At 51.4% G+C, this 19,402-nt stretch carries 19 protein-coding genes and 1 tRNA gene; 13 read left to right on the top strand and 7 right to left on the bottom strand.

Going from position 1 to position 19,402, the window contains the following annotated elements:
* Window positions 1-26 precede the first annotated feature (26 nt).
* Complete coding sequence (locus tag ACH5Y9_RS25220) at window positions 27-3,041, top strand: FimV/HubP family polar landmark protein (RefSeq protein WP_445368007.1); 3,015 nt, start codon at window positions 27-29, stop codon at window positions 3,039-3,041.
* A gap of 319 nt (window positions 3,042-3,360) precedes the next feature.
* Window positions 3,361-4,863 carry a DUF4080 domain-containing protein gene (locus ACH5Y9_RS25215; RefSeq protein WP_445368006.1) on the top strand — a complete coding sequence of 501 codons (1,503 nt, stop codon included), beginning with the start codon at window positions 3,361-3,363 and terminating at the stop codon, window positions 4,861-4,863.
* Window positions 4,864-4,912: 49 nt separating this feature from the next.
* Here the strand turns inward: ACH5Y9_RS25215 and ACH5Y9_RS25210 are convergent, their stop codons facing one another.
* The 7 genes from ACH5Y9_RS25210 to flgA form a co-directional block, all read right to left on the bottom strand.
* Complete coding sequence (locus tag ACH5Y9_RS25210) at window positions 4,913-5,770, bottom strand: NAD-dependent epimerase/dehydratase family protein (protein WP_445368005.1); 858 nt, start codon at window positions 5,768-5,770, stop codon at window positions 4,913-4,915.
* Window positions 5,771-6,011: 241 nt separating this feature from the next.
* Window positions 6,012-6,518: a hypothetical protein gene (locus ACH5Y9_RS25205; RefSeq protein WP_445368004.1), complete on the bottom strand. Its 507-nt coding sequence runs from the start codon at window positions 6,516-6,518 to the stop codon at window positions 6,012-6,014.
* An 887-nt stretch (window positions 6,519-7,405) separates the two neighbouring features.
* Window positions 7,406-7,482: transfer RNA gene (locus ACH5Y9_RS25200), tRNA-Arg, on the bottom strand.
* Window positions 7,483-7,514: 32 nt separating this feature from the next.
* Window positions 7,515-8,294, bottom strand: a complete 780-nt coding sequence (locus tag ACH5Y9_RS25195) for a flagellar brake protein (protein ID WP_319963117.1) — start codon at window positions 8,292-8,294, stop codon at window positions 7,515-7,517.
* Between the two features lie 33 nt (window positions 8,295-8,327).
* Window positions 8,328-8,822 carry a flagella synthesis protein FlgN gene (locus tag ACH5Y9_RS25190; protein WP_033159270.1) on the bottom strand — a complete coding sequence of 165 codons (495 nt, stop codon included), beginning with the start codon at window positions 8,820-8,822 and terminating at the stop codon, window positions 8,328-8,330.
* A gap of 4 nt (window positions 8,823-8,826) precedes the next feature.
* The gene (flgM, locus tag ACH5Y9_RS25185; protein WP_319963115.1) at window positions 8,827-9,132 is read right to left on the bottom strand and encodes a flagellar biosynthesis anti-sigma factor FlgM; all 306 of its coding nucleotides are present in this window, start codon (window positions 9,130-9,132) and stop codon (window positions 8,827-8,829) included.
* Window positions 9,133-9,201: 69 nt separating this feature from the next.
* A complete protein-coding gene (gene flgA / locus ACH5Y9_RS25180) occupies window positions 9,202-9,891 on the bottom strand; it encodes a flagellar basal body P-ring formation chaperone FlgA (RefSeq protein ID WP_319963114.1) in 690 nt (229 codons plus the stop codon).
* A gap of 117 nt (window positions 9,892-10,008) precedes the next feature.
* Between flgA and ACH5Y9_RS25175 the strand changes: the two genes are divergently transcribed.
* The 11 genes from ACH5Y9_RS25175 (at window position 10,009) to flgJ (ending at window position 19,395) form a co-directional block, all read left to right on the top strand.
* Window positions 10,009-10,941 carry a chemotaxis protein CheV gene (locus ACH5Y9_RS25175; protein ID WP_020483236.1) on the top strand — a complete coding sequence of 311 codons (933 nt, stop codon included), beginning with the start codon at window positions 10,009-10,011 and terminating at the stop codon, window positions 10,939-10,941.
* Window positions 10,942-10,979: 38 nt separating this feature from the next.
* Window positions 10,980-11,846 (top strand): CheR family methyltransferase, encoded by an 867-nt coding sequence (locus tag ACH5Y9_RS25170; protein WP_445368003.1) that lies wholly within the window; start codon window positions 10,980-10,982, stop codon window positions 11,844-11,846.
* Window positions 11,847-12,024: 178 nt separating this feature from the next.
* A complete protein-coding gene (gene flgB, locus ACH5Y9_RS25165; protein ID WP_033159267.1) occupies window positions 12,025-12,420 on the top strand; it encodes a flagellar basal body rod protein FlgB in 396 nt (131 codons plus the stop codon).
* Window positions 12,421-12,422: 2 nt separating this feature from the next.
* Window positions 12,423-12,839, top strand: a complete 417-nt coding sequence (flgC, locus tag ACH5Y9_RS25160) for a flagellar basal body rod protein FlgC (RefSeq protein WP_445368002.1) — start codon at window positions 12,423-12,425, stop codon at window positions 12,837-12,839.
* A gap of 7 nt (window positions 12,840-12,846) precedes the next feature.
* Complete coding sequence (locus ACH5Y9_RS25155) at window positions 12,847-13,527, top strand: flagellar hook assembly protein FlgD (RefSeq protein WP_445368001.1); 681 nt, start codon at window positions 12,847-12,849, stop codon at window positions 13,525-13,527.
* A gap of 13 nt (window positions 13,528-13,540) precedes the next feature.
* Complete coding sequence (gene flgE / locus ACH5Y9_RS25150; protein WP_445368000.1) at window positions 13,541-14,872, top strand: flagellar hook protein FlgE; 1,332 nt, start codon at window positions 13,541-13,543, stop codon at window positions 14,870-14,872.
* A 16-nt stretch (window positions 14,873-14,888) separates the two neighbouring features.
* Window positions 14,889-15,632: a flagellar basal-body rod protein FlgF gene (flgF, locus tag ACH5Y9_RS25145; RefSeq protein WP_445367999.1), complete on the top strand. Its 744-nt coding sequence runs from the start codon at window positions 14,889-14,891 to the stop codon at window positions 15,630-15,632.
* 51 nt (window positions 15,633-15,683) lie between these two features.
* Window positions 15,684-16,472, top strand: coding sequence for a flagellar basal-body rod protein FlgG (gene flgG, locus ACH5Y9_RS25140; protein ID WP_033159262.1), 789 nt, complete (start codon window positions 15,684-15,686; stop codon window positions 16,470-16,472).
* Between the two features lie 15 nt (window positions 16,473-16,487).
* Entirely contained in the window at window positions 16,488-17,192 is a 705-nt protein-coding gene (gene flgH / locus ACH5Y9_RS25135) for a flagellar basal body L-ring protein FlgH (RefSeq protein ID WP_445367998.1), read from the top strand.
* Between the two features lie 22 nt (window positions 17,193-17,214).
* Window positions 17,215-18,303: a flagellar basal body P-ring protein FlgI gene (locus tag ACH5Y9_RS25130; protein ID WP_445367997.1), complete on the top strand. Its 1,089-nt coding sequence runs from the start codon at window positions 17,215-17,217 to the stop codon at window positions 18,301-18,303.
* Window positions 18,304-18,348: 45 nt separating this feature from the next.
* Window positions 18,349-19,395 carry a flagellar assembly peptidoglycan hydrolase FlgJ gene (gene flgJ, locus ACH5Y9_RS25125; protein ID WP_445367996.1) on the top strand — a complete coding sequence of 349 codons (1,047 nt, stop codon included), beginning with the start codon at window positions 18,349-18,351 and terminating at the stop codon, window positions 19,393-19,395.
* The last annotated feature ends 7 nt before the right edge of the window (window positions 19,396-19,402 follow it).

Below are 19,402 nucleotides of genomic sequence, written 5' to 3'. Positions count from 1 at the left end.
AGGTATTACAAGTGAAGGAAAGCAATGTGAGCAATTTAACTAAAGCCTTAGCGGTTGTATCGTTACTGGCACCAGTCAGTGCCCAACCCTTAGGTATCGGCGAAATTGAATTACATTCTGCCCTAAACCAAAAACTCAATGCCGAAATCAGACTCAGCGTCGCACCGGGCGAAAATCCGGCCGATGTCTCGGTAAAATTGGCCCCGCCGGAAAAATTTGACCAAGCCGGCGTAGTTTGGAATTATTTTCTGTCCAAGATCAAGTTGGAGCCGGTTGTGCAAGCAAACGGCTCCATCATCGTAAAAGTCTCCTCAAGGGAAGCGTTGACAGAGCCGTTTCTGGATTTCCTGTTGGAAGTCACTTGGCCGCAAGGCAGCATGATGCGCGAGTTCACATTGCTCATCGACCCACCGGCCGCTTATAACCAACCGGTCACGCCTGTCGTGGAAACCAGCGGTTACAGTGCCGAACCCATTGAGCCACTAGAGCGCCCGATCAAGAGAACTCGAACTGCACCAAAGCGAGCAGTGCGAGCCGCCCCTGCCGACAACATTACGCCAGAAACACCCACTAGCGGCGAATTCGGCCCTATCCAAAAATCGGATACTTTATGGAGTATCGCCACCCAAGTGGGCCAGGAAAAGAACATTCCGACCCAGAAAATGTTGACCGCTTTGTACAGAGCCAATCCGGACGCATTTAACAACGGCAATATCAATTCGCTGAAAGAAGGCGCCACCTTAAAGATTCCTGAGCCGGACGCAATTATGAATCCGGCACAAAGACAAGCGCAAAATGAGCGAAAAGCCGCCAATAAGCAGGTCAAGCCGGAAACCGCACAAGCAGAAACCACCAAGAAAGCGCTCGAATTGGTAGCACCTACCGAAGCGAAGGCCGCCGGCACGGGTTCAACAAAAACCGAACAAAATTCGGCTGCGACAGCCAATCCTGCTTTAAATAGCGCTGCTGATCAAGCCAGCGAAGGGAAAGACCTGGAATTACAAGCTCGCATCGAAAAGCTCGAGCAACAACTAGGCATGATGCAGCAATTGCTGGCCTTAAAAGATCAGCAACTAGCCACTTTACAAAACAATAAACCAGCAACGGCCGAGCCTAGCCCTCAGCCCGCGCAACCGGCACCTCAGCCACCCGTTGCCAGCCCCGAGGCCCCAGCTCCGGCAGTAATGCCGACTCCGACTCCGCAACCATCGGTTTCCGAACCTGCAGTGGTGACACCACCGGCGCCCAAGCCTATTGTTCCACCCGCACCCAAAGTTACTCCGCCGCCACCTCCACCGGTTGTTGCAGAAGACGAAGGCTTATTTAGCTCGGATGCTTACTACTGGGTTGCCGGCACCTTAGGTACTGGTATTTTGGGCTTGCTGGGCTGGTTGTTATGGCGCAAACGTAAAATCGACGAACGCACCAACACCGAAAGCATGTTCGCATCGGCCAGTCAAATTCGGCTGCCCGATTCTGAGAGCAGCCTTTCCGTGCCCATTATGGACATCAGCAGTACCGATGAATACGACGTCGGCACTGTAGGGGAAAGTTCGTTTATCAGCGACTTTACTCCTAGCGATTTCGATGCCTTCGACACCGATCAAAATGAAGTTGATCCGATATCGGAAGCCGACGTGTACTTGGCGTATGGCCGCTATCAACAAGCGGAAGAACTGATCCGCCATGCAATAAGCGAACAGCCTAACCGCGACGAATGCAAACTGAAATTACTGGAAATCTATTACGCCAGTGAAAACAAAGACAGCTTTGCCGGTTATGCGCAAGAACTGGCCGATGCCGGCAAACAAACCGATAAGCCATTCTGGAAAAAAGTCACCGACATGGCTAAAGAAATCGTCCCCGATTTAGCCCTGTTTGGTGGCAGTTTTGCCGCTACCACAGCGCCCATCAGCAAAGGCGATACTACTGTTAGCGCAGCGAGTTCCACCGCGGCCGATACGGAAATTATCGATTTGGATAAAGGCTTTTCGCAGCTCGACGACGATTTGTCGGATCTGAATATCGATAAAGATTTGGCACTCGAAGACAACGGACTGGATTTTGATTTGGGAAGTTTCGGCGGCAGCGCCAGGTCACCGCTTGAAAGCAAGCAAACCGATGCAAATATCGAAAGTATTGATTTCGATCAGCCACCGGCTTCTAAATCTGCGGCGAAGGCTATCGAAACCACGGAAAGTGCCGCAGTTTCCAGCAACGATGACATAGAATCGTTCGACTTCGACTTTGCGCTAGATTCTGACTCGGAAAAAACTGAAGCGGATTCGGCTGCCTTGGCGCTTGAATCTTTGGATTTTGCCAGTTTTGCCGAAATTGCTGCGGATACTGAATCCGAAACGACTGACAACAAAGAGGAGATGGAAACAAAATCTCCTAACTCGATGGATGCTTTGGAGAGTTTCGATTTTAACTTCGATGTCGACAATGCAACTCCAGAAGCAACTGCGGATAAATCTAACGAGGATGCCGCAAAAGCCGAGATATCAACAGATATAGAATCATTCGACTTTAGTGATTTCGATGACATAAAAAAGACTGCTTCAGACCTTACGGACGGCAGCAAAGAAGCGTTAGCGGACGCAGACAGCTTCGATTTCGACTTCGAAAGCATCACCTCTAAAGCGCAAACTGACGATAGCCTAAGCATCGAACCTGAACTGAATTTAGAATCGCAGTTGAAACTGGAAACATTCGACTTTTCCGATTTCGACAATATCACCCCGAAATCAGCCCAATCTTCAGATCAGGTTTTGGAAACATCTGTGCAACCGAGCGGCGAGTTCGATTTCAACTTCGACTTTGACACGCCAATCATCAGCACTACAGACACCGACGAGTTTGAGCTGGGGGTTTCCGATTTGACCGATATGGACGAATTCGAAACCAAAATCGATTTGGCGAAAGCCTATATCGATATGGGCGACACCGAGGCGGCAAAATTGATAGCCGAGGATGTCTTGTCCAAAGGCTCAAAACAACAACAACAAGCCGCACAGGCTTTACTTGACGAACTTAAATAAGCATCGATTGCAGCAGCCGATTTCTCTAAATTGTTAGATCCCGCTTTTTGGAAAAATCGGTAGCGGCTCAGTTATTTCATAGGCCGTTTAGCACAAGCGTTTTATTCCCAAACTATCACCGGCCTAATCAGAACCCGGCAACATCATTCACCCAGCCATGCTGATACGGCCGGGCATTTCCAGCACAATGCCAGTTTCCACAATAGTTTACACTAGCGCGTAGCCTGCATTTGCAGACCAGCCGAGAGCAGCTTCCAACACCAAATTGATGCTATGCTGGCGCATTACCGCAATTTAGACGCCATCCGCCACATCAGACATGCCTCGCATCGTTATCTCTACCCTCAACGCCCGATACATTCACACTGCTTTTGGCTTACGCTATCTCTACGCCAACATGGGCACGTTGCAAACAGACACGGCCTTATTAGAATTCGGCATCCAGCAGCGCCCAATCGAAATTGTCGAAAAACTACTGCAACAACAAGCGCGGATTATCGGCCTTGGCGTTTATATCTGGAATGTGGCGGAAATCAGCGCCGTGGTAGCCATCCTGAAACAAGTCGCACCAGAAATTATCATCGTACTTGGCGGGCCGGAAGTCAGTCATCCGCCCGATTTACCAAGCATTGCCGAATCGGCGGACTATGTCGTCACCGGTAACGGCGAAATAAGTTTCCCGCAATTATGCCGGCAGCTGCTGTCAGGATTTAAACCACCCGAAAAAATCGTGGCCGGTGAAATGGCCGCATTGGACAGCTTGGCATCGCCATATCCACACTATACCGACACCGACATTCGTCAACGGATTATCTACGTGGAAGCATCGCGCGGCTGTCCGTTCAAATGCGAATTTTGCCTGTCGTCGCTGGACACTACCGCCAAACCGTTCAACTTAAACGGCTTTTTGCGCGAAATGGAAATTCTATACCGGCGCGGTGCACGACACTTTAAGTTCATCGACCGCACCTTCAATCTAAAAGTAGACAACAGCGTTGCTATCCTTGAGTTTTTTTTGGCTCGCTTGAGCGAAGATCTATATTTGCACTTTGAAGTGATTCCGGACAATTTGCCTGAACGTCTGAAGCAGGCCATCAGCCAATTTCCGCCCGGTGTACTGCAATTTGAAGTGGGTGTACAAACCTTTGATCCTGCCATCCAACATCTGATCAGCCGCAAACAGGATAACCAGAAGACCGAAGCCAATTTAAGCTGGCTCCGGCAACATTCCAACGCCCATATTCATGCCGATTTAATTGCCGGCCTGCCTGGCGACACCCTTGCCGGCTTCGGTGCCAGTTTCGATAAATTGTTTGCGCTGAATCCCCAAGAAATTCAGGTCGGGATTTTAAAACGTCTGCGCGGCGCACCAATCAACCGACACAATGACGGCTACCAGCTACGTTATGACCCGCAGCCACCCTACGCCATTCTCAGCACGCGAGATATAAGCTTTACTGACTTGCAACGTATTACGCGATTCGCCCGCTTTTGGGATTTGATCGGCAACTCCGGCCGGTTTGCCGCGAGTTTGCCGCTCATTGTCGCCGAACAACCGTTTACCCGCTTTTTACAATTTAGCGATGCGCTATACGCCTTAACGGACAGCACCTGGCAAATTGCTTTGAAACGCTTATTCGAATTAACCTACTCGGTCATGACTGACACACTATTTGTATCGCCAGCCGAAGCGATCGCAGCGTTAGACGAGGACTATCGGAGGAGCGGCGAAAAAAGTCGGCCGGCGTTCTTACAACATGCCGCAACAGTGTTCGCGACGAAGCGCGGTGTAGCGAATAAACGGCAAACTCAACACCTATAAACTTGCTTGAGCTTGAATAACATGAAGAGGGCATCAAAAGTCATTGAGCTCAGTCATCCGCGCCCGGCAATGATCGCACGGTTGCATAACCATCCCGATAACTAGGGTACAAAAAGCGGTAACCCAAGGCCTTGAGCCTGGTGTTGCGACAGCGTTTGTTTTGTGGGGCATCCGGGGTTACTGGCAACGGAGAGGGCGGAGGACAAGCAAATTGTTCGGCCAACCAACTCATCACGTCCCAAAGCGGGGCCGGTTCATCGTCGGTCGCCAGATAGCAAGGCTCCAAGGCTACACCGGCGAGTTGTTTTTCCAGTAAAAATAACAACACCGCCACACAATCCTCCGAGTGGATGCGGTTGGTATAACTGGGCAGTTGCTGTTGGATGCCCTCCCCTCGCTCCGCTCGGCGTAATAACCAATCACGACCCGGTCCGTAAATCCCGGAAAAACGCACGACGCAACTTCGGTCACTCGCAGCCCACAACCGTTTCTCGGCCGCAGCCAGCCACCGGCTAGTGGCGCCAACTGGCTCTGCCATACTGGTTTCATCGACCCATTCACCGCGATTCTGTTCGTAAACACTGGTAGAAGACACCATCAACCAACTGGGTGATGTTTCAGCTCCCGCAAAATGCGCTAACAAATTGCGCAAACCAACATCGTACAGCGCCTGATATTCCTCAGCCTGTCGGCTATCGGGAGCTACGATAAATATCACCGCATCAAAGCTGCTTGGTAAAGTAACCAATGACGAGGCCAATCTTATATCGGCAATAAAAATGGGAAACGGGATTGAGGTAGCCGGCGCGCTGCGCTTCAACCCGGTTACCTGATGTCCCTGCTGGTGCAAGCGCAAAGCCACCTGATAGCCAATATCTCCACAACCGATCACTAGTATTTTCGCCATAGTATTTACCCAAGATAATCTGCACACCGCCTATTATGGCCTGCTGCAACAAGATAAACGCTATAAAAACCGTGCCTCGAACGCATTCGAAAATGAGCGCGCTGATTTTGGTGCGTTGCCGGATTTGCTCACAACTTTGTGTAAGCACTTATGAACAAACCGGCCTCTGTTCAATAGGCATAAAAAAACCGGGTGGAGTACTGGACTCCAACCGGCCTAAAAGCCCAATGATAGCTTGGGATTAAACGACCTGTTTACGACGACCTATATACAGAAAGCCCATCAACGCACTTGTCATAAACCATACAGAAGCGGGGAGAGGCACGCTAGTGACAGGGTTTTGATTAGCGGTTGCTTTCAGATCAAATCCAAACAGAAAGCTTAAGTTGTTGGTAATCACGCCAGGTTTTACAAAGGACAACAAGAAGGTATTAGGAGCGCTCAGCTCGTAATTACCGGCTTCGCTAACCCAACCGCTTGCTGTCAACAGACCCAATTTAAAAGGGCTAGCAGAGGCAAAGCTACCTACACCGTTAAAAGTGTACACCGGTGCATCAGCAGCCAGATCAGCGGTAGCAGCGAAGATACCGAAGGTGTCACTTGAAGTAAATGGGAATGCACTAGAACCGAAGGAGATAAAATTACTATCGCCGTCAGTAGCTTCCCAAATGATGCCTGCTGAGCTTGCAGTCGAAACTGCAAACAGGCAAACAGCAAGCCAAAGTTTTAAAGATAAAAGCATTTTCATGGATTGTTCCCCATTTTCACTTACGTTAACAAACGGCTATCCTTTAGCCACCTTATACTCCGAAGCCGATATTGCATAACAACATCAGCTTTAGCAGAGTTCTGTCTGCTTACTACGAGTCTTCAACTCTCGTAAGCCGCTACTGCCGAACATTCGTTGATCGCAAGGCAATAGCTCAAAATGGTTAATCCCTGAAACAGAGATCAAGTTCAATAGATGAATTGATATATTCAAACGACTTTACTGAAACGGCGCTTTTTACAAAGGCATGGCAACCACTTGAATAACCTGGCTACATAGGGTGCATACCCCTCCGGCTTTCTCCCTAGACTTATCCCTATACCACGGCATAAACCACTGAATGCAAGCCCCGCTACCCAACACCAATCGCCCCCAACTCTACCGTGCAATATAATGCGCCACAATCCATTGTTAAGACAGAAACGCCCTTCACCTCTATGAGAGGTCGTGCACCTGTCGGACAAATCGGTTGTTCAAGACTAAAAACTGCAATTAGAAATTGGGTATGCCGAGATTCTACAGCCGGCAACTTAATCCTTTATTAACAAAATATTAAGTTTTGATTAAAGCCTTTAACGAACGATGCTTTGCTAGCTGGGCTACCACCCTGTAAGACCGACTATTGAAGTTCATCAGCGTGCCAAACTGGCATGAATCATGGCCGCTACAAGACTCATAATGAAGATAGCGGATGCGCAGAAAAATAAGCTCGCACGGGAAAACTATTTCAAAACGCCATCAGCGTTGAGCGCACATGGGAGTTGGATTTGCAAAAAACTATGCCTCATGTCCAGACTTTAAACCGGCGTTTGATGCAACGATTGCGAGAGCTTTGGTCAGCCAAAAGCAGTTCGTAACGGCTGTTATGGCGTCCCGGAGACGATTCGAACGTCCGACCTGTCCCTTAGGAGGGGACCGCTCTATCCTGCTGAGCTACCGGGACCTTAGAGCGTGATTTTACCACAGGCCAGAAGACTAGGCTTTCTGTTTTCTAATCTCCACGCGCTCAAGTGAAGTGATGAAATAGGACAACTTGGATTGGCTTTTTGCAGACAGATTTTCGAATAATCCGCCGATTTGCACTTTGGCTGATGCCGCCGATACCGGCTTTACAAAGCGTACGGACAGATCAAAATCCATAACATAATCTTCAAAGGTGATTTGGCAGTTTTTGACGGTATCGCCGCGCTGAACCCGCGCCCTATTAACAGGAACGGTAATCCCCGCTCCGCCTCTGGATAAATCGAACAGACTACCTCCTACCGAAATACCCGTGCGCTGCACAACGCCGGAAAATGGAATATCGATACTGCTAATTTCCAGACGCGGGGTGCGCCGCCGCTGAGGATAAAACACGCGATCAGGGAACGGGGCTTTGTAGTAATTGATTCCCCGGGAATGACCGACTTCGATTCCCGCCAGATTAAACGATAAATGGATACCCTTATGAAAGGTAGAGAGTTTCAGCGAGCGATTAAGCAACAGAAAATCGTTGCCGTGTTTAGGCATCAGCTCGTCGAGGATAATGACCTTCTTATCCAGTTTGACTGCCAATATTGAAGAACTAAAGTCCTCGCCCTCAACCTGAACGGTACATAGCGGCGAACTATTTTCAATTTCCCCCAATAATTTGGCAATCTTGTCGGAATCGGTAATAAAGTTGGGGTTCTCAAAACTCAATAGCTCGTCATCGTCATCGTGAGCGGGCTCCGTCGGCAACGGTTTTGAAAATAAATGCTTGAGTTTTCGCAGCATATGAGCGACCTATCTGGTTATTCGTCGCTCAGTCTACACCGAAATTAATGTATGCGAAAACAGCTCGTTGCGGGTTACTCCATCAGGCCCATAGGTAGCGGCTAACGGCGACTTGCCTCTTAAGATTTGCAGTGATCTTTGCGTATGTCGACTCAATAACGCAATGCTGGCACCGTTTTGTTCGTTAATTGTACGACAGGTTTGGGAGAGCCTAACGATGTGATTCCAATAATTCCAGGACTCGGAAATATTGATACCGGCGGATTTAGCTTTGACCAGATAGGCTTTCATGCCATCGTTACTCACCACCAGTTGCTCGGTGGCGAGTACCTGCCCAAGTTGCTTGGTGAATTGCTCAAGCTGGGCAACCAGATCTTTTTTGTGGGTAGCGATTGCCGATATGGCATCCGCATCGGTTTTTTGTTTCAGGTTTGCGGCTTCGGCGTTCAGCAGCTCGTGCAAACTTTGCGTTGCTTTTAAACCGTTATTTAGTAGTTTTTCGGTGATTTGATAAGTTTTCTCTATCATGACGTCATGTGCTATTGGTTAGTTGACCTTCAAATTGCAACATTTTCTCGGCAACGCGCTCGGCGTTGACTTGATAGCTGCCGTCCTGCACAGCGGCTTTTATGGCCGCCACACGGTCTTCGTTCACCACGGGGGCGGTAGCGCTTGCAGCAGTTGCCGATTTAATGTCCAGAGCGGTCGCTGTGATGTTGACTGTGTCCGTGGAGGCGCCGCTGACGGGCTTCTCTTTAGGTTCGGCCGAGTCCTTAACCGCTGGTTTTGCCGGTAGCGGTGTGCTAACAGATTTGCTGGTGATAGGGTCGATAGCCATGACGGTATTCCTAAATTAGTTTTATCTGTAGCATTTAGCGGCATCATCATAAATTCCTTTAACGCTTTATCAAAAATAAACCGATACCTGACCGGAATCCACCACGGTGGCCTGGATTACCCGTTGCGAAGACAAGTTTTTTACATTGATTTTCTGACCTTTTGCGCCATCCGCCATCGCCGTGCCAACCGCGCTAATCAGCACTCCGGCCTTGCCCGATTGAATATTCACCCGCTCGCCGCGCTTGACCAACGTCAACTCGGTAACGTGCAGCTTACTCAACACACTGCCGGCGGGAATATTACGTACCGCCTGCTTATCAACGACATCATCCAACTCAGTCAGATAACCCTGTTGCAACAAGCCAATATCGCGAGTTTCCGCAGTCAAATACTCGGCACGAATCACATCATTGCGTTGTAACGAACGATTCAGGACCAGTACGTCTTTAAACGACCTTACCGATACCATGCTGTAAATCGTCCAGCCTCTTTCGCCTTGGCATCGCACCCCAACCGTATTCCTGCCCGGCTTTATTTCGCCGGATTGGGTAAATACTTGTAATGGTTGTTCGCACTGCGGCAATTGCAAACGCGGATCAATTTGCGCTCCGCCTATTTCGTACTTGCCGCCTGGAGCAAGATTGGTGCTGATGTATTGGTTAACCGCATCCTGGATTAACGGCACCGACTGCATCGGCCCCGCTAACGCTGTTTCGCAGACCAACAGCCAAATCACTCTCAAATTTTTGATCTTCATTGCAGTCGCCATTTTTTTGACTTTTGCAAGAATACAGCACGAAACATACCAGTAATTTTATAAAGTAAAAAAAAGCAAAGTGTCTATAATTGCAAGCAGTATATTTCAGGGGGTTTTATGGCCGGAGTCTTAGACGGAGTCGATCAGCGCACCAAACTGGCGGGGCACAACAGATTCGAACTCTTGTTGTTTAAACTTGTTAGTAAACAACGCTTTGGGATTAATGTTTTCAAAGTTCAGGAAGTGATTCAATGCCCGCCCTTAACGCAAATTCCCAATTCACATTCGGTGATTTGCGGCGTTGCTCACCTGCGCGGTAAAACCATTCCCGTACTCGATTTGTCGATGGCTATCGGCATGAGACCCTTGGTCCGCGACGCCGGCTGCTACGTCATCGTCACCGAATACAACCGTTCCATTCAAGGCTTTCTGGTCGGCTCGGTAGACCGGATCATTAATATCGGTTGGGAACAAGTAAAAGCCCCACCTACCGGCACCGGCAAAGAAAGCTATCTAACTGCAGTGACTGAAATCGACGGTGAGCTGATAGAGGTGATTGACGTCGAAAAAGTGATGAAAGAAGTCATCGGCGGCCGCGAAGAAGCTTCTGCAGAAATCATTGACATGGAAGTAACCAGCAAAAACGATCATATCTTGGTAGTGGACGATTCATCGGTGGCCAGGAACCAAGTTAAACGGGTCTGCCAGCAAATCGGCATCGAATGTACGCTGCTAAAAGACGGCCAAGAAGCCTGGGATCATTTAAACGCGCTGGTGGCCGACGGCATCGATATTCAGGACAAATACTCGATGATCATTTCCGATGTAGAAATGCCGCGCATGGACGGCTATACCCTAGCTACCAAAATCAAAGCCGACCCCAACATGAAAAAAATCTATTTGATTTTGCATACTTCATTAAGCGGCGTGTTTAACACATCAATGGTCCAAAAAGTCGGCGCTAACGAATTTCTGGCCAAATTTGACCCAGACTCGTTGATGAATTCCATCCAGCATCAGCTCAAGCTTTATCATGCAGCCCATTCCTGACCGATATTCGAGATGCCGTCCAGCCGCAAAGCTTAGACATGTTGAACCAGGCTGAACCGGGTAGTCCGGCGGGTAAAATTATCGACATTTCCGCCGCGGAGTACCAAACCATACAACAATTCCTCAGCCAGAGCTGCGGCATCGAGTTGGGCGACAGCAAACAATACCTGGTAAAAAGCCGATTATTGCCCTTGATGGGCAAATTTGAATTCGCAAGTTTCGCTGAACTAGCCAACAGCCTACAATCCGCGTCATTTTCCTCGCAAAAAATCAAAAGCGCCGTCATCGACGCGATGACCACCAACGAAACTTTCTGGTTTCGCGACGAACGGCAATTCGTCGAACTCAAAGACAAGGTCTTACCCGGCTTGTTAAACAGCAAAAACGGCAACGTAAGAGTTTGGTCCGCCGCGTGCTCATCCGGTCAGGAACCCTACTCGATAGGCATCTGCGCCCTGGAAGCCATCAGAGCCTCCAGCAAATCCCGCTCCGTGCAAATTATCGGCACTGACATCTCGGAAGCTATCCTCGAAGAAGCCAAGCGAGCGGTTTATTCAGAAGCCGCACTATCTCGCGGCCTGGATAGCACGGCAAAAGCCCGGTATTTCCACAAAAATTACGACGGCTACTTACTTAGCCCGGAAGTCAGCCAACTCGTGCGTTTTCAACAATTCAACCTGCTCAAATCGTTCACTGCCTTGGGCCGTTTTGATCTGATCTTCTGTCGCAATGTCCTGATCTATTTCTCCGATCAAGTTAAACGCGACATCCTCTCCCGCATGGCTGACAGCCTGGAACCCGGCGGCTATCTGTTCCTCAGCAGTACCGAAGCGATGCCAACAGGCTTAAACAGCTTTGAATTGGTTCGTTCCGGCTTAACCAGCTACTTCAAAAAAATCGGTTAAGTCGCTCGTCAGTTTATTGACGACTTAACACAGCGGCAGCATTTTGCCGCCCCGCCCGAAACACTGTTTTTTGACACTCTCGCCATCCCTCAAATCCGCTACACAAATGAAATAACAGCACATTTATTTTATGGCACATATACTGCTTTAAGGTTTAAAAAACCCAAAGGTGGCAATTATGGCTATTAACTTCGACAGTGCCTTAGGCATTCATCCGCAAGCATTAGCGTTGCGCGAAAAGCGCAGCGAAATTCTGGCGTCAAACCTGGCCAACGCCGATACGCCCGATTACAAAGCTCGCGACCTGGACTTCAAGTCGGTGTTTCAACAAACCCTGGCCGGGGCAGGATCAGAGCTGAAACGCAGCCAGCAAGGCCATCTGTCTAGCCAGAATAATGTACTCGGCGCCGATCTGCTCTATCGCAATCCGCAACAAGCCTCGCTGGACGGCAATACCGTCGAATCGCACATCGAACAAGCCAAATACGCAGAAAACGCTGTGCAGTACGAAGCCAGCTTACGGTTTATCAACAACAAGTTTTCCGGCCTGATGTCGGCCATTAAAGGAGAATAACCATGTCTGCATTTCGCATCTTCGACGTCGCCGGCAGCGGTATGAACGCGCAAAACCTCAGACTCAATCTGGTCGCCAGCAATATTTCCAACGCCAACAGCGTCAGCAGCAGCATTGACCAAGTCTACAAATCCCGTCAACCGGTGTTTGCCGCCGAACTGAAAAATGCAATGAACAAGAACAGCACCGCCAGCGGCGTCAACGTGCTGGGCGTCGTCGAAAACCAAGCGCCGCCGGTGATGGAATATGCCCCCAATCATCCGTTGGCGGACGCGACCGGCTACATCTATAAATCCAACGTCAATACCGTGGAAGAAATGGCCAATATGATGTCCGCTTCCCGCTCCTACGAAAACAATGTAGAGGTGTTGAATACGGCTAAAAACCTGATTTTGCAAACCCTGAAAATGGGACAGTGAGGCATTTATGACCAGCGCAATAGACACCTTTAAAAGTCTCGGCTTGGCCACTACCAGCTCCGACACATCAAGCGGCGTAAAAAAACAAAGCTTGGGGCAAGACCAGTTTCTGAAACTGCTGACCACGCAAATGACGCATCAAGACCCGATGAAGCCCATGGACAACGGCGAATTTCTTGGCCAGATGGCGCAATTCAGCACCGTATCGGGTATTCAAGATCTACAGGCTTCGTTCAAAGAGTTTGCCAGCTCGCTCAGCTCAGACCAAGCCCTGCAAGCAGCCGGCTTGGTTGGCCGCCATGTTTCGGCACCCTCCAAGGAAGCTTTGCTGGGTGCCGGCGGCGGCGTCTCGGGCGATTTCGAAATGCCCAGCAGCTCGCCGAATGTCAGCGTGAAAATCATAGACCCGCAAACCGGCGCCACCATCAGAGAAATCGATATGGGCGCACAGTCGGCGGGCACTACCACCTTCGAATGGGACGGCAAAGACAGCAATAAACAATTTGCCGACCCCGGCGTCTACAAAATTCAAGCGGAAGCCAAAATTGACGGCGTCAATACGGTATTAGCCACCAATATTAAATCGCTAGTGAAAAGCGTGACGATGGGCAGCGGCAGCAACGGCCTGCAAGTCAATCTGGACGGCGTCGGCACCGTAAAATTCAGTCAAATTAAACAAATCTTGTGAAGGAGAAGGCATCATGGCTTTTACAACAGCATTAAGCGGCTTAAACGCCGCATCCAACAATCTGGCGGTGACCGGCAACAACATTGCCAACGCCAACACCGTAGGCTTTAAAAAGTCGCGCTCGGAATTTGCCGACGTTTACGCCTCCAGCCTGGGCGGCGTCAGCAACACCACGGCCGGCGCCGGCGTCAGAGTTGCCAACGTCGCCCAACAATTCAACCAAGGCAGCTTGTCGTTCACCGACAACAATCTGGATTTGGCGATCAGCGGCGAAGGCTTCTTTACCATGGCCAAAAGCCCAACAGAAACCAATGACATCACTTATACCCGGTCCGGCGAATTCAAACTGGACAAGGACGGCTATCTGGTTAACAACCAAGGCAAATCACTGATGGTTTATAAACCCAACGGCACTGCAGTCTCCGACGGCTTCAGCACCGGGGTGACGCAACCGGTGCAGATCAATACCCTCACCGGCTTACCCAGCGCCACCGACACTGTCTCTCTGGCGGTAAATCTCAACGCCAACGAAACCGTTCCCAGCGTAACTCCGTTCGACCCAACCAACAATAACTCCTACAACTCGCAAACCTCGGTGACTGTTTACGATTCGCTGGGTTCGCCGCATATTCTCTCCACCTATTATGTGAAAGGCGCCTCGACAGCCTCCACCACGAATTGGAGTGTGTATCATTTTATGGCCGAGCCAGCCACCCCAACCGCCCGAACCTCCATCAATGCCGGCACCTATGGCACGGCGGTCGCCGCCCCGGCCACGACCACCACTTTGCCGACGCCGGCCGTGATGACTTTTGATTCCTCCGGCAAATTACAATCCCCGGTGTCCGGACGCTTCGCCTTGAGTGATTACACCATACTGCCGGCGACCGGCGCGGCCCCTGTGAAGGTAGGCACCATGGACTTCTTCGGCTCCACCCAGGTTCAGGAAAAGTTCAGCGTGAATACCATGACGCAAAACGGCTTACCGGCCGGACGCTTGACGGGCATTGATATTGACGACGAAGGGGTGATATTTGCCCGCTTCAGTAACGGCGGCTCACAGACCATGGGTAAAGTGGCATTAACCCGCTTCGCCAATACCAACGGCTTGGCCAAAATCGGCGACACCGCCTGGGGACAAAGCGCCAACTCCGGGGAACCGATTCCCGGTGAGGCCGGCGCGAATAACTTCGGCTTGATTCAGGCCGGCGCGTTGGAAAGCTCGAATGTCGAGTTATCCGCGCAACTGGTCAACCTGATCGTAGCCCAACAGCATTACCAGGCCAATGCGCAAACCATCACCACTGAAAACAGCATTATGCAAACCATACTGCAGATTCGGTAATTAATGGGGAATAACCATGGACCGTAGCCTATACATTGCGATGAACGGCGCCAAGCAGACCTTGCTGGCGCAAGGCGCCAACGCCAATAATCTGGCCAACGCCCAAACCACCGGCTTCAAGGCTGATTTCGAGCAATTTCGCGCGATGCCGGCTTTCGGTCCCGGCTATCCCTCACGGGTGTATTCGATGACCGAACGCCCCGGCACCAACATGGCCAGCGGCAGCATCCATACCACCGGCCGCGACCTGGATGTCGCCATCAACGGCCAAGGCTGGATCGCGGTGCGTAATGCAGAGGGCCAGGAGGCCTATACCCGCGCCGGTGATCTGCGCCTCACCCCGGAAGGCTTACTGCAAAACGGCGCAGGACTCTCGGTGCTTGGCGAAGGCGGCGAAGCGATCACCGTTCCGCCCGCCCAAAAACTGGAAATCGGTACCGACGGCACCATCTCCATCGTCCCGCAAGGCGTCAATGCCACCAATAGCGTGATTGTTGAACGGATCAAGCTGGTCAACCCTGATCCGGCCAATCTGGAAAAACGCGAAGACGGCTTGATGCACGCCAAGCAAGCCGGTGCCATCCCGGCCGACGCCACTGTCACGCTGGTTCAAGGCTCGCTGGAATCCAGTAACGTCAATGCTTTGGCGGCGATGGTGGAAATGATAGAGCTGTCTCGAAACTTCGAATTGCAATCCAAAGTCATGAAAAACATCGACGACACATCCGGCGCCAGCGCCAAGCTGATGCAAGTGGCATAGTTTCTGCATTACTCCTGATAAGACAAAAAATTGTCAGATTAGGAGATTGTCATGACAGAACGAGCATTATGGGTCGCAAAATCCGGTTTGGATGCCCAACAAACCCGCATGGCGGTTATTTCCAATAACCTGGCCAACGTCAACACCACCGGCTTCAAGAAAGCCAGACCGATTTTCGCCGACTTGATGTATCAAAACGTCCGTCAAGCCGGCGCACAGTCTACCCAAAACACCCAATTACCCACCGGCTTACAGCTAGGCACCGGGGTGCGCACGGTGGCGACCGAAAAACTGCACACCCAAGGCAATATTCTACAAACCGGCAACTCGCTGGATATAGCGGTCAGCGGACGCGGGTTTATGCAGATTTTAATGCCCAACGGCGACATCAACTACACCCGTGACGGCTCGTTCAAAATGGATTCCACCGGCCAAGTGGTCACTTCCAACGGCATGCCGCTGGAACCGGCCATCACCATTCCGCAAGACGCGCTGAGCGTCACCATCGGCCAGGACGGCACGGTATCGGTAACCCAACCCGGCGCCGCGGCGGCCAATCAAGTAGGCCAAATTCAAATTGCCGACTTCATCAATACCGCCGGCCTGGAGCCGATTGGCGATAACCTGTTCCGGGAAACTGTCGCCAGCGGTGCGCCGATTATCGGCGCGCCCGGCGAGAACGAACTCGGCACCATGATTCAAGGTTCCTTGGAAACCTCAAACGTCAACGTCGTGGAAGAGCTGGTCAACATGATAGAAACCCAGCGTGCTTATGAGATGAACTCCAAAGCCATTTCCACCACCGACCAGATGTTGTCCTTTGTCACGCAGCAACTTTAATTCAGGACAAAGCTCATGAATACATTCATCACACGGCAAGCAGGCGGCAAAATTTTGCTGCTAGCGGCAATCGCCTTACTGGCAGGCTGCGATACCTTGCCAAAACGCGACCCCGACTTCGCTCCAGTGCAACCCGCCGATTTGCGGCCGCCCCAACAAAGCAACGGCGCGATTTACCAGGCCGGCTACGACATGCGTTTATTCGAAGATCATGCCGCGCGCCGGGTCGGCGATATTTTGACGGTAACCTTCGACGAGAACACCAACGCCACCAAGCAAGCCAATTCCAAGGCCAGTAAAAACTCTGACATCAATATCAAAGGCTCCGCCCCAACTCTATTCGGCGTCGCCAGCGAGGCTTTGCTTGGACATGACCTGGCCTCATCGCTCGAATACAGTACCGACCGCAGCAGCGAAGGCAAAGGCGACTCCCGGCAAAGTAACCGGTTGACCGGCAGCATGAGCGTGACCGTAGTCGATGTATTGCCCAACGGCAATCTGCGCGTGCGCGGCGAAAAACGTGTGACGCTGAACGACGGCAGCGAATATATCCGCCTGTCCGGCATCGTAAGGCCTATCGACATCAACGTCGCCAACACCCTGGCCTCCAGCAAAGTGGCCGACGCCACAATTATGTACACCGGCGACGGCGCCTTGGCCGACAGCAGCAAGCCCGGCTGGATTTCGCGAATTCTTTCCAGCCCCTTGTTTCCCTTCTAGGCGAGGCTGACGGAGAAATCTGATGAACAAAATACTCTTTTCAATCGCCTTGCTGCTCTTGGCAAATACCGCGCAAGCGGAACGCATCAAAGACATCGCCGCCATCGCCGGCGTGCGCACCAACCAATTGGTGGGCTACGGCCTGGTGACGGGGCTGGATAAAACCGGCGACAAAACCAAATTTACCGGCCAAAGCCTGCGCAGCATGATGGGCAAGCTGGGTCTGACTTTGCCGCCGGATACCGATCCCAAAGCCAAAAACGTCGCATTGGTCAGCATTCACGCCGACCTGCCCGCTTTCGCCAAACCCGGTCAAAAAATTGACGTCACGGTGTCCTCGATAGGCGACGCCAAAAGTTTGCGCGGCGGCTCACTGTTGATGAGCCCCTTACGCGGTGCCGACGGTAATGTGTATGCGGTGGCACAAGGGAATTTAGTGGTAGGCGGCCTTAGCGCCGGCGGTCAGGACGGTTCGAAAATTACCGTCAACAATCCGCTGGTGGGCCGGGTGCCCAACGGCGCCACGGTGGAACGCATCGTGCCCAGTTCATTCGATCAAAGCGCTGACCTGGTGTTTAACTTGAATTCCGCGGACTTCACCACCGCGCAGCGCATGGCCGATTCCATCAATAAGGCCCTAGGTGCCGACACCGCGCAAGCCGTCGACGCCACTTCGGTCAGCGTCAGAGCGCCGGTTAATCCCAATCAACGGGTCGGCTTTGCCTCCGTTATCGAAAACCTGGAACTGGCCCCCGACGATGCGCCGGCCAAAGTGATTGTCAATTCCCGCACCGGCACCGTGATTATCAACAGCAAGGTCAGAGTACAACCGGCCGCGGTGTCTCATGGCAGCCTGACGGTGACGATCAGCGAAAACCAACAAGTCAGCCAGCCCAACCCCTTATCCGGCGGCAGTACCGTAGTCACACCGCAATCCAACGTATCGGTCAAAGAAGACAAGAACCACATGTTTGTCTTCAACCCCGGCGTATCGCTGGACGAGATCGTTCAAGCGGTAAATGGCGTCGGCGCCGGCCCCAGCGACTTGGTGGCGATTTTGGAAGCATTGAAATCCGCCGGCGCGCTCAGAGCCGAGCTGATCGTGATTTAAACAGCGTAATACAGCCGCCAATTGCATGATTTTTTGGAGATTCCCATGTTAAACGTAGACAGCGCTTCGGTTTATACCGACTTCAACGGCCTGGCGAAACTTAAACAAGGCGCCCGCGAGCAATCGCCCGAGGCGATCAAGGAAGTCGCCAAACAATTCGAGTCGGTGTTTTTAGGCATGATGATGAAAAACATGCGTCAGGCTAAATTGTCCGAAGGTATTTTGGATAGCCAACAAACCCAGTTTTACCAAGACATGTACGACCAACAAATGTCCGTGCACCTGGCCGGCAAACCCGGTATCGGTTTTGCGGATTTGATTGCTCAACAACTGTCGCCCAAACAAAATAAAGACGAAGAACAAGACAAACAACTGTCCACTGGCGATTTCTTGAATCGCGCGGCCGGCACCGGCGCCAGCAACAACCCCGACAAACACCAATCGCTGCGTGCCGGCGAGGAAAGCGAAGAATCCCTGCCGCTGGATGCCTCCGGCTTAAGCAGCCTGGAACGCAGTTTGGCCCGTTTGGAACGTAGTCAAAATGCGCTAGCCGACCAATGGCAAACCCTGGACGACAAAGTGCGCAGCGATAGTGATCGGCCGCTAACCTCCAGAGACGAGTTCGTTAACCAATTGCGTCCGCATGCCGAACAAGCGGCGCGCAGCCTGGGAGTGGATCCCAATGTCTTGCTGGCTCAAGCGGCATTGGAAACCGGCTGGGGCCAAGGCATGGTGAAAAATCCCCAGGGCGACAACAGCTTTAACTTGTTCAATATCAAGGCCGACAGGTCCTGGCAAGGCAAACAAGCCAAAACCATGACGCTGGAATATGCCGGGGGGGTCGCCAAAAAAGAAATGGCCGGCTTCCGGGCTTACGATTCCTATAAAGAGAGCTTCGACGATTACGTGAACTTTATCAAAACCAATCCGCGTTACAGCGAAGCTTTGAAAAAAGCCGGCAACGCCGGACACTATTTACACGAGCTGCAACAAGCCGGTTATGCCACCGATCCGCGGTATGCCGAAAAAGTCATGACCATCTACCACAGCCAAACCGCGGCCCAGGTAGCAGCTCTAAAAAGCGCGGGATAGGAGGCGA

Source organism: Methylomonas sp. BW4-1 (genome assembly GCF_052474385.1).
The sequence above is the reverse complement of the archived record's forward strand: the minus strand, read 5'-3'. Positions and strand labels throughout refer to the sequence as shown.

Bases quoted from the DNA above. Each gene is read 5' to 3' on its own strand.
- ACH5Y9_RS25215 (WP_445368006.1), top strand. From the start codon at position 3,361: ATGCCTCGCATCGTTATCTCTACCCTCAACGCCCGATACATTCACACT.
- ACH5Y9_RS25210 (WP_445368005.1), bottom strand. From the start codon at position 5,770: ATGGCGAAAATACTAGTGATCGGTTGTGGAGATATTGGCTATCAGGTG.
- ACH5Y9_RS25205 (WP_445368004.1), bottom strand. From the start codon at position 6,518: ATGAAAATGCTTTTATCTTTAAAACTTTGGCTTGCTGTTTGCCTGTTT.
- ACH5Y9_RS25195 (WP_319963117.1), bottom strand. From the start codon at position 8,294: ATGCTGCGAAAACTCAAGCATTTATTTTCAAAACCGTTGCCGACGGAG.
- ACH5Y9_RS25190 (WP_033159270.1), bottom strand. From the start codon at position 8,822: ATGATAGAGAAAACTTATCAAATCACCGAAAAACTACTAAATAACGGT.
- flgM (WP_319963115.1), bottom strand. From the start codon at position 9,132: ATGGCTATCGACCCTATCACCAGCAAATCTGTTAGCACACCGCTACCG.
- flgA (WP_319963114.1), bottom strand. From the start codon at position 9,891: ATGAAGATCAAAAATTTGAGAGTGATTTGGCTGTTGGTCTGCGAAACA.
- ACH5Y9_RS25175 (WP_020483236.1), top strand. From the start codon at position 10,009: ATGGCCGGAGTCTTAGACGGAGTCGATCAGCGCACCAAACTGGCGGGG.
- ACH5Y9_RS25170 (WP_445368003.1), top strand. From the start codon at position 10,980: ATGTTGAACCAGGCTGAACCGGGTAGTCCGGCGGGTAAAATTATCGAC.
- flgB (WP_033159267.1), top strand. From the start codon at position 12,025: ATGGCTATTAACTTCGACAGTGCCTTAGGCATTCATCCGCAAGCATTA.
- flgC (WP_445368002.1), top strand. From the start codon at position 12,423: ATGTCTGCATTTCGCATCTTCGACGTCGCCGGCAGCGGTATGAACGCG.
- ACH5Y9_RS25155 (WP_445368001.1), top strand. From the start codon at position 12,847: ATGACCAGCGCAATAGACACCTTTAAAAGTCTCGGCTTGGCCACTACC.
- flgE (WP_445368000.1), top strand. From the start codon at position 13,541: ATGGCTTTTACAACAGCATTAAGCGGCTTAAACGCCGCATCCAACAAT.
- flgF (WP_445367999.1), top strand. From the start codon at position 14,889: ATGGACCGTAGCCTATACATTGCGATGAACGGCGCCAAGCAGACCTTG.
- flgG (WP_033159262.1), top strand. From the start codon at position 15,684: ATGACAGAACGAGCATTATGGGTCGCAAAATCCGGTTTGGATGCCCAA.
- flgH (WP_445367998.1), top strand. From the start codon at position 16,488: ATGAATACATTCATCACACGGCAAGCAGGCGGCAAAATTTTGCTGCTA.
- ACH5Y9_RS25130 (WP_445367997.1), top strand. From the start codon at position 17,215: ATGAACAAAATACTCTTTTCAATCGCCTTGCTGCTCTTGGCAAATACC.
- flgJ (WP_445367996.1), top strand. From the start codon at position 18,349: ATGTTAAACGTAGACAGCGCTTCGGTTTATACCGACTTCAACGGCCTG.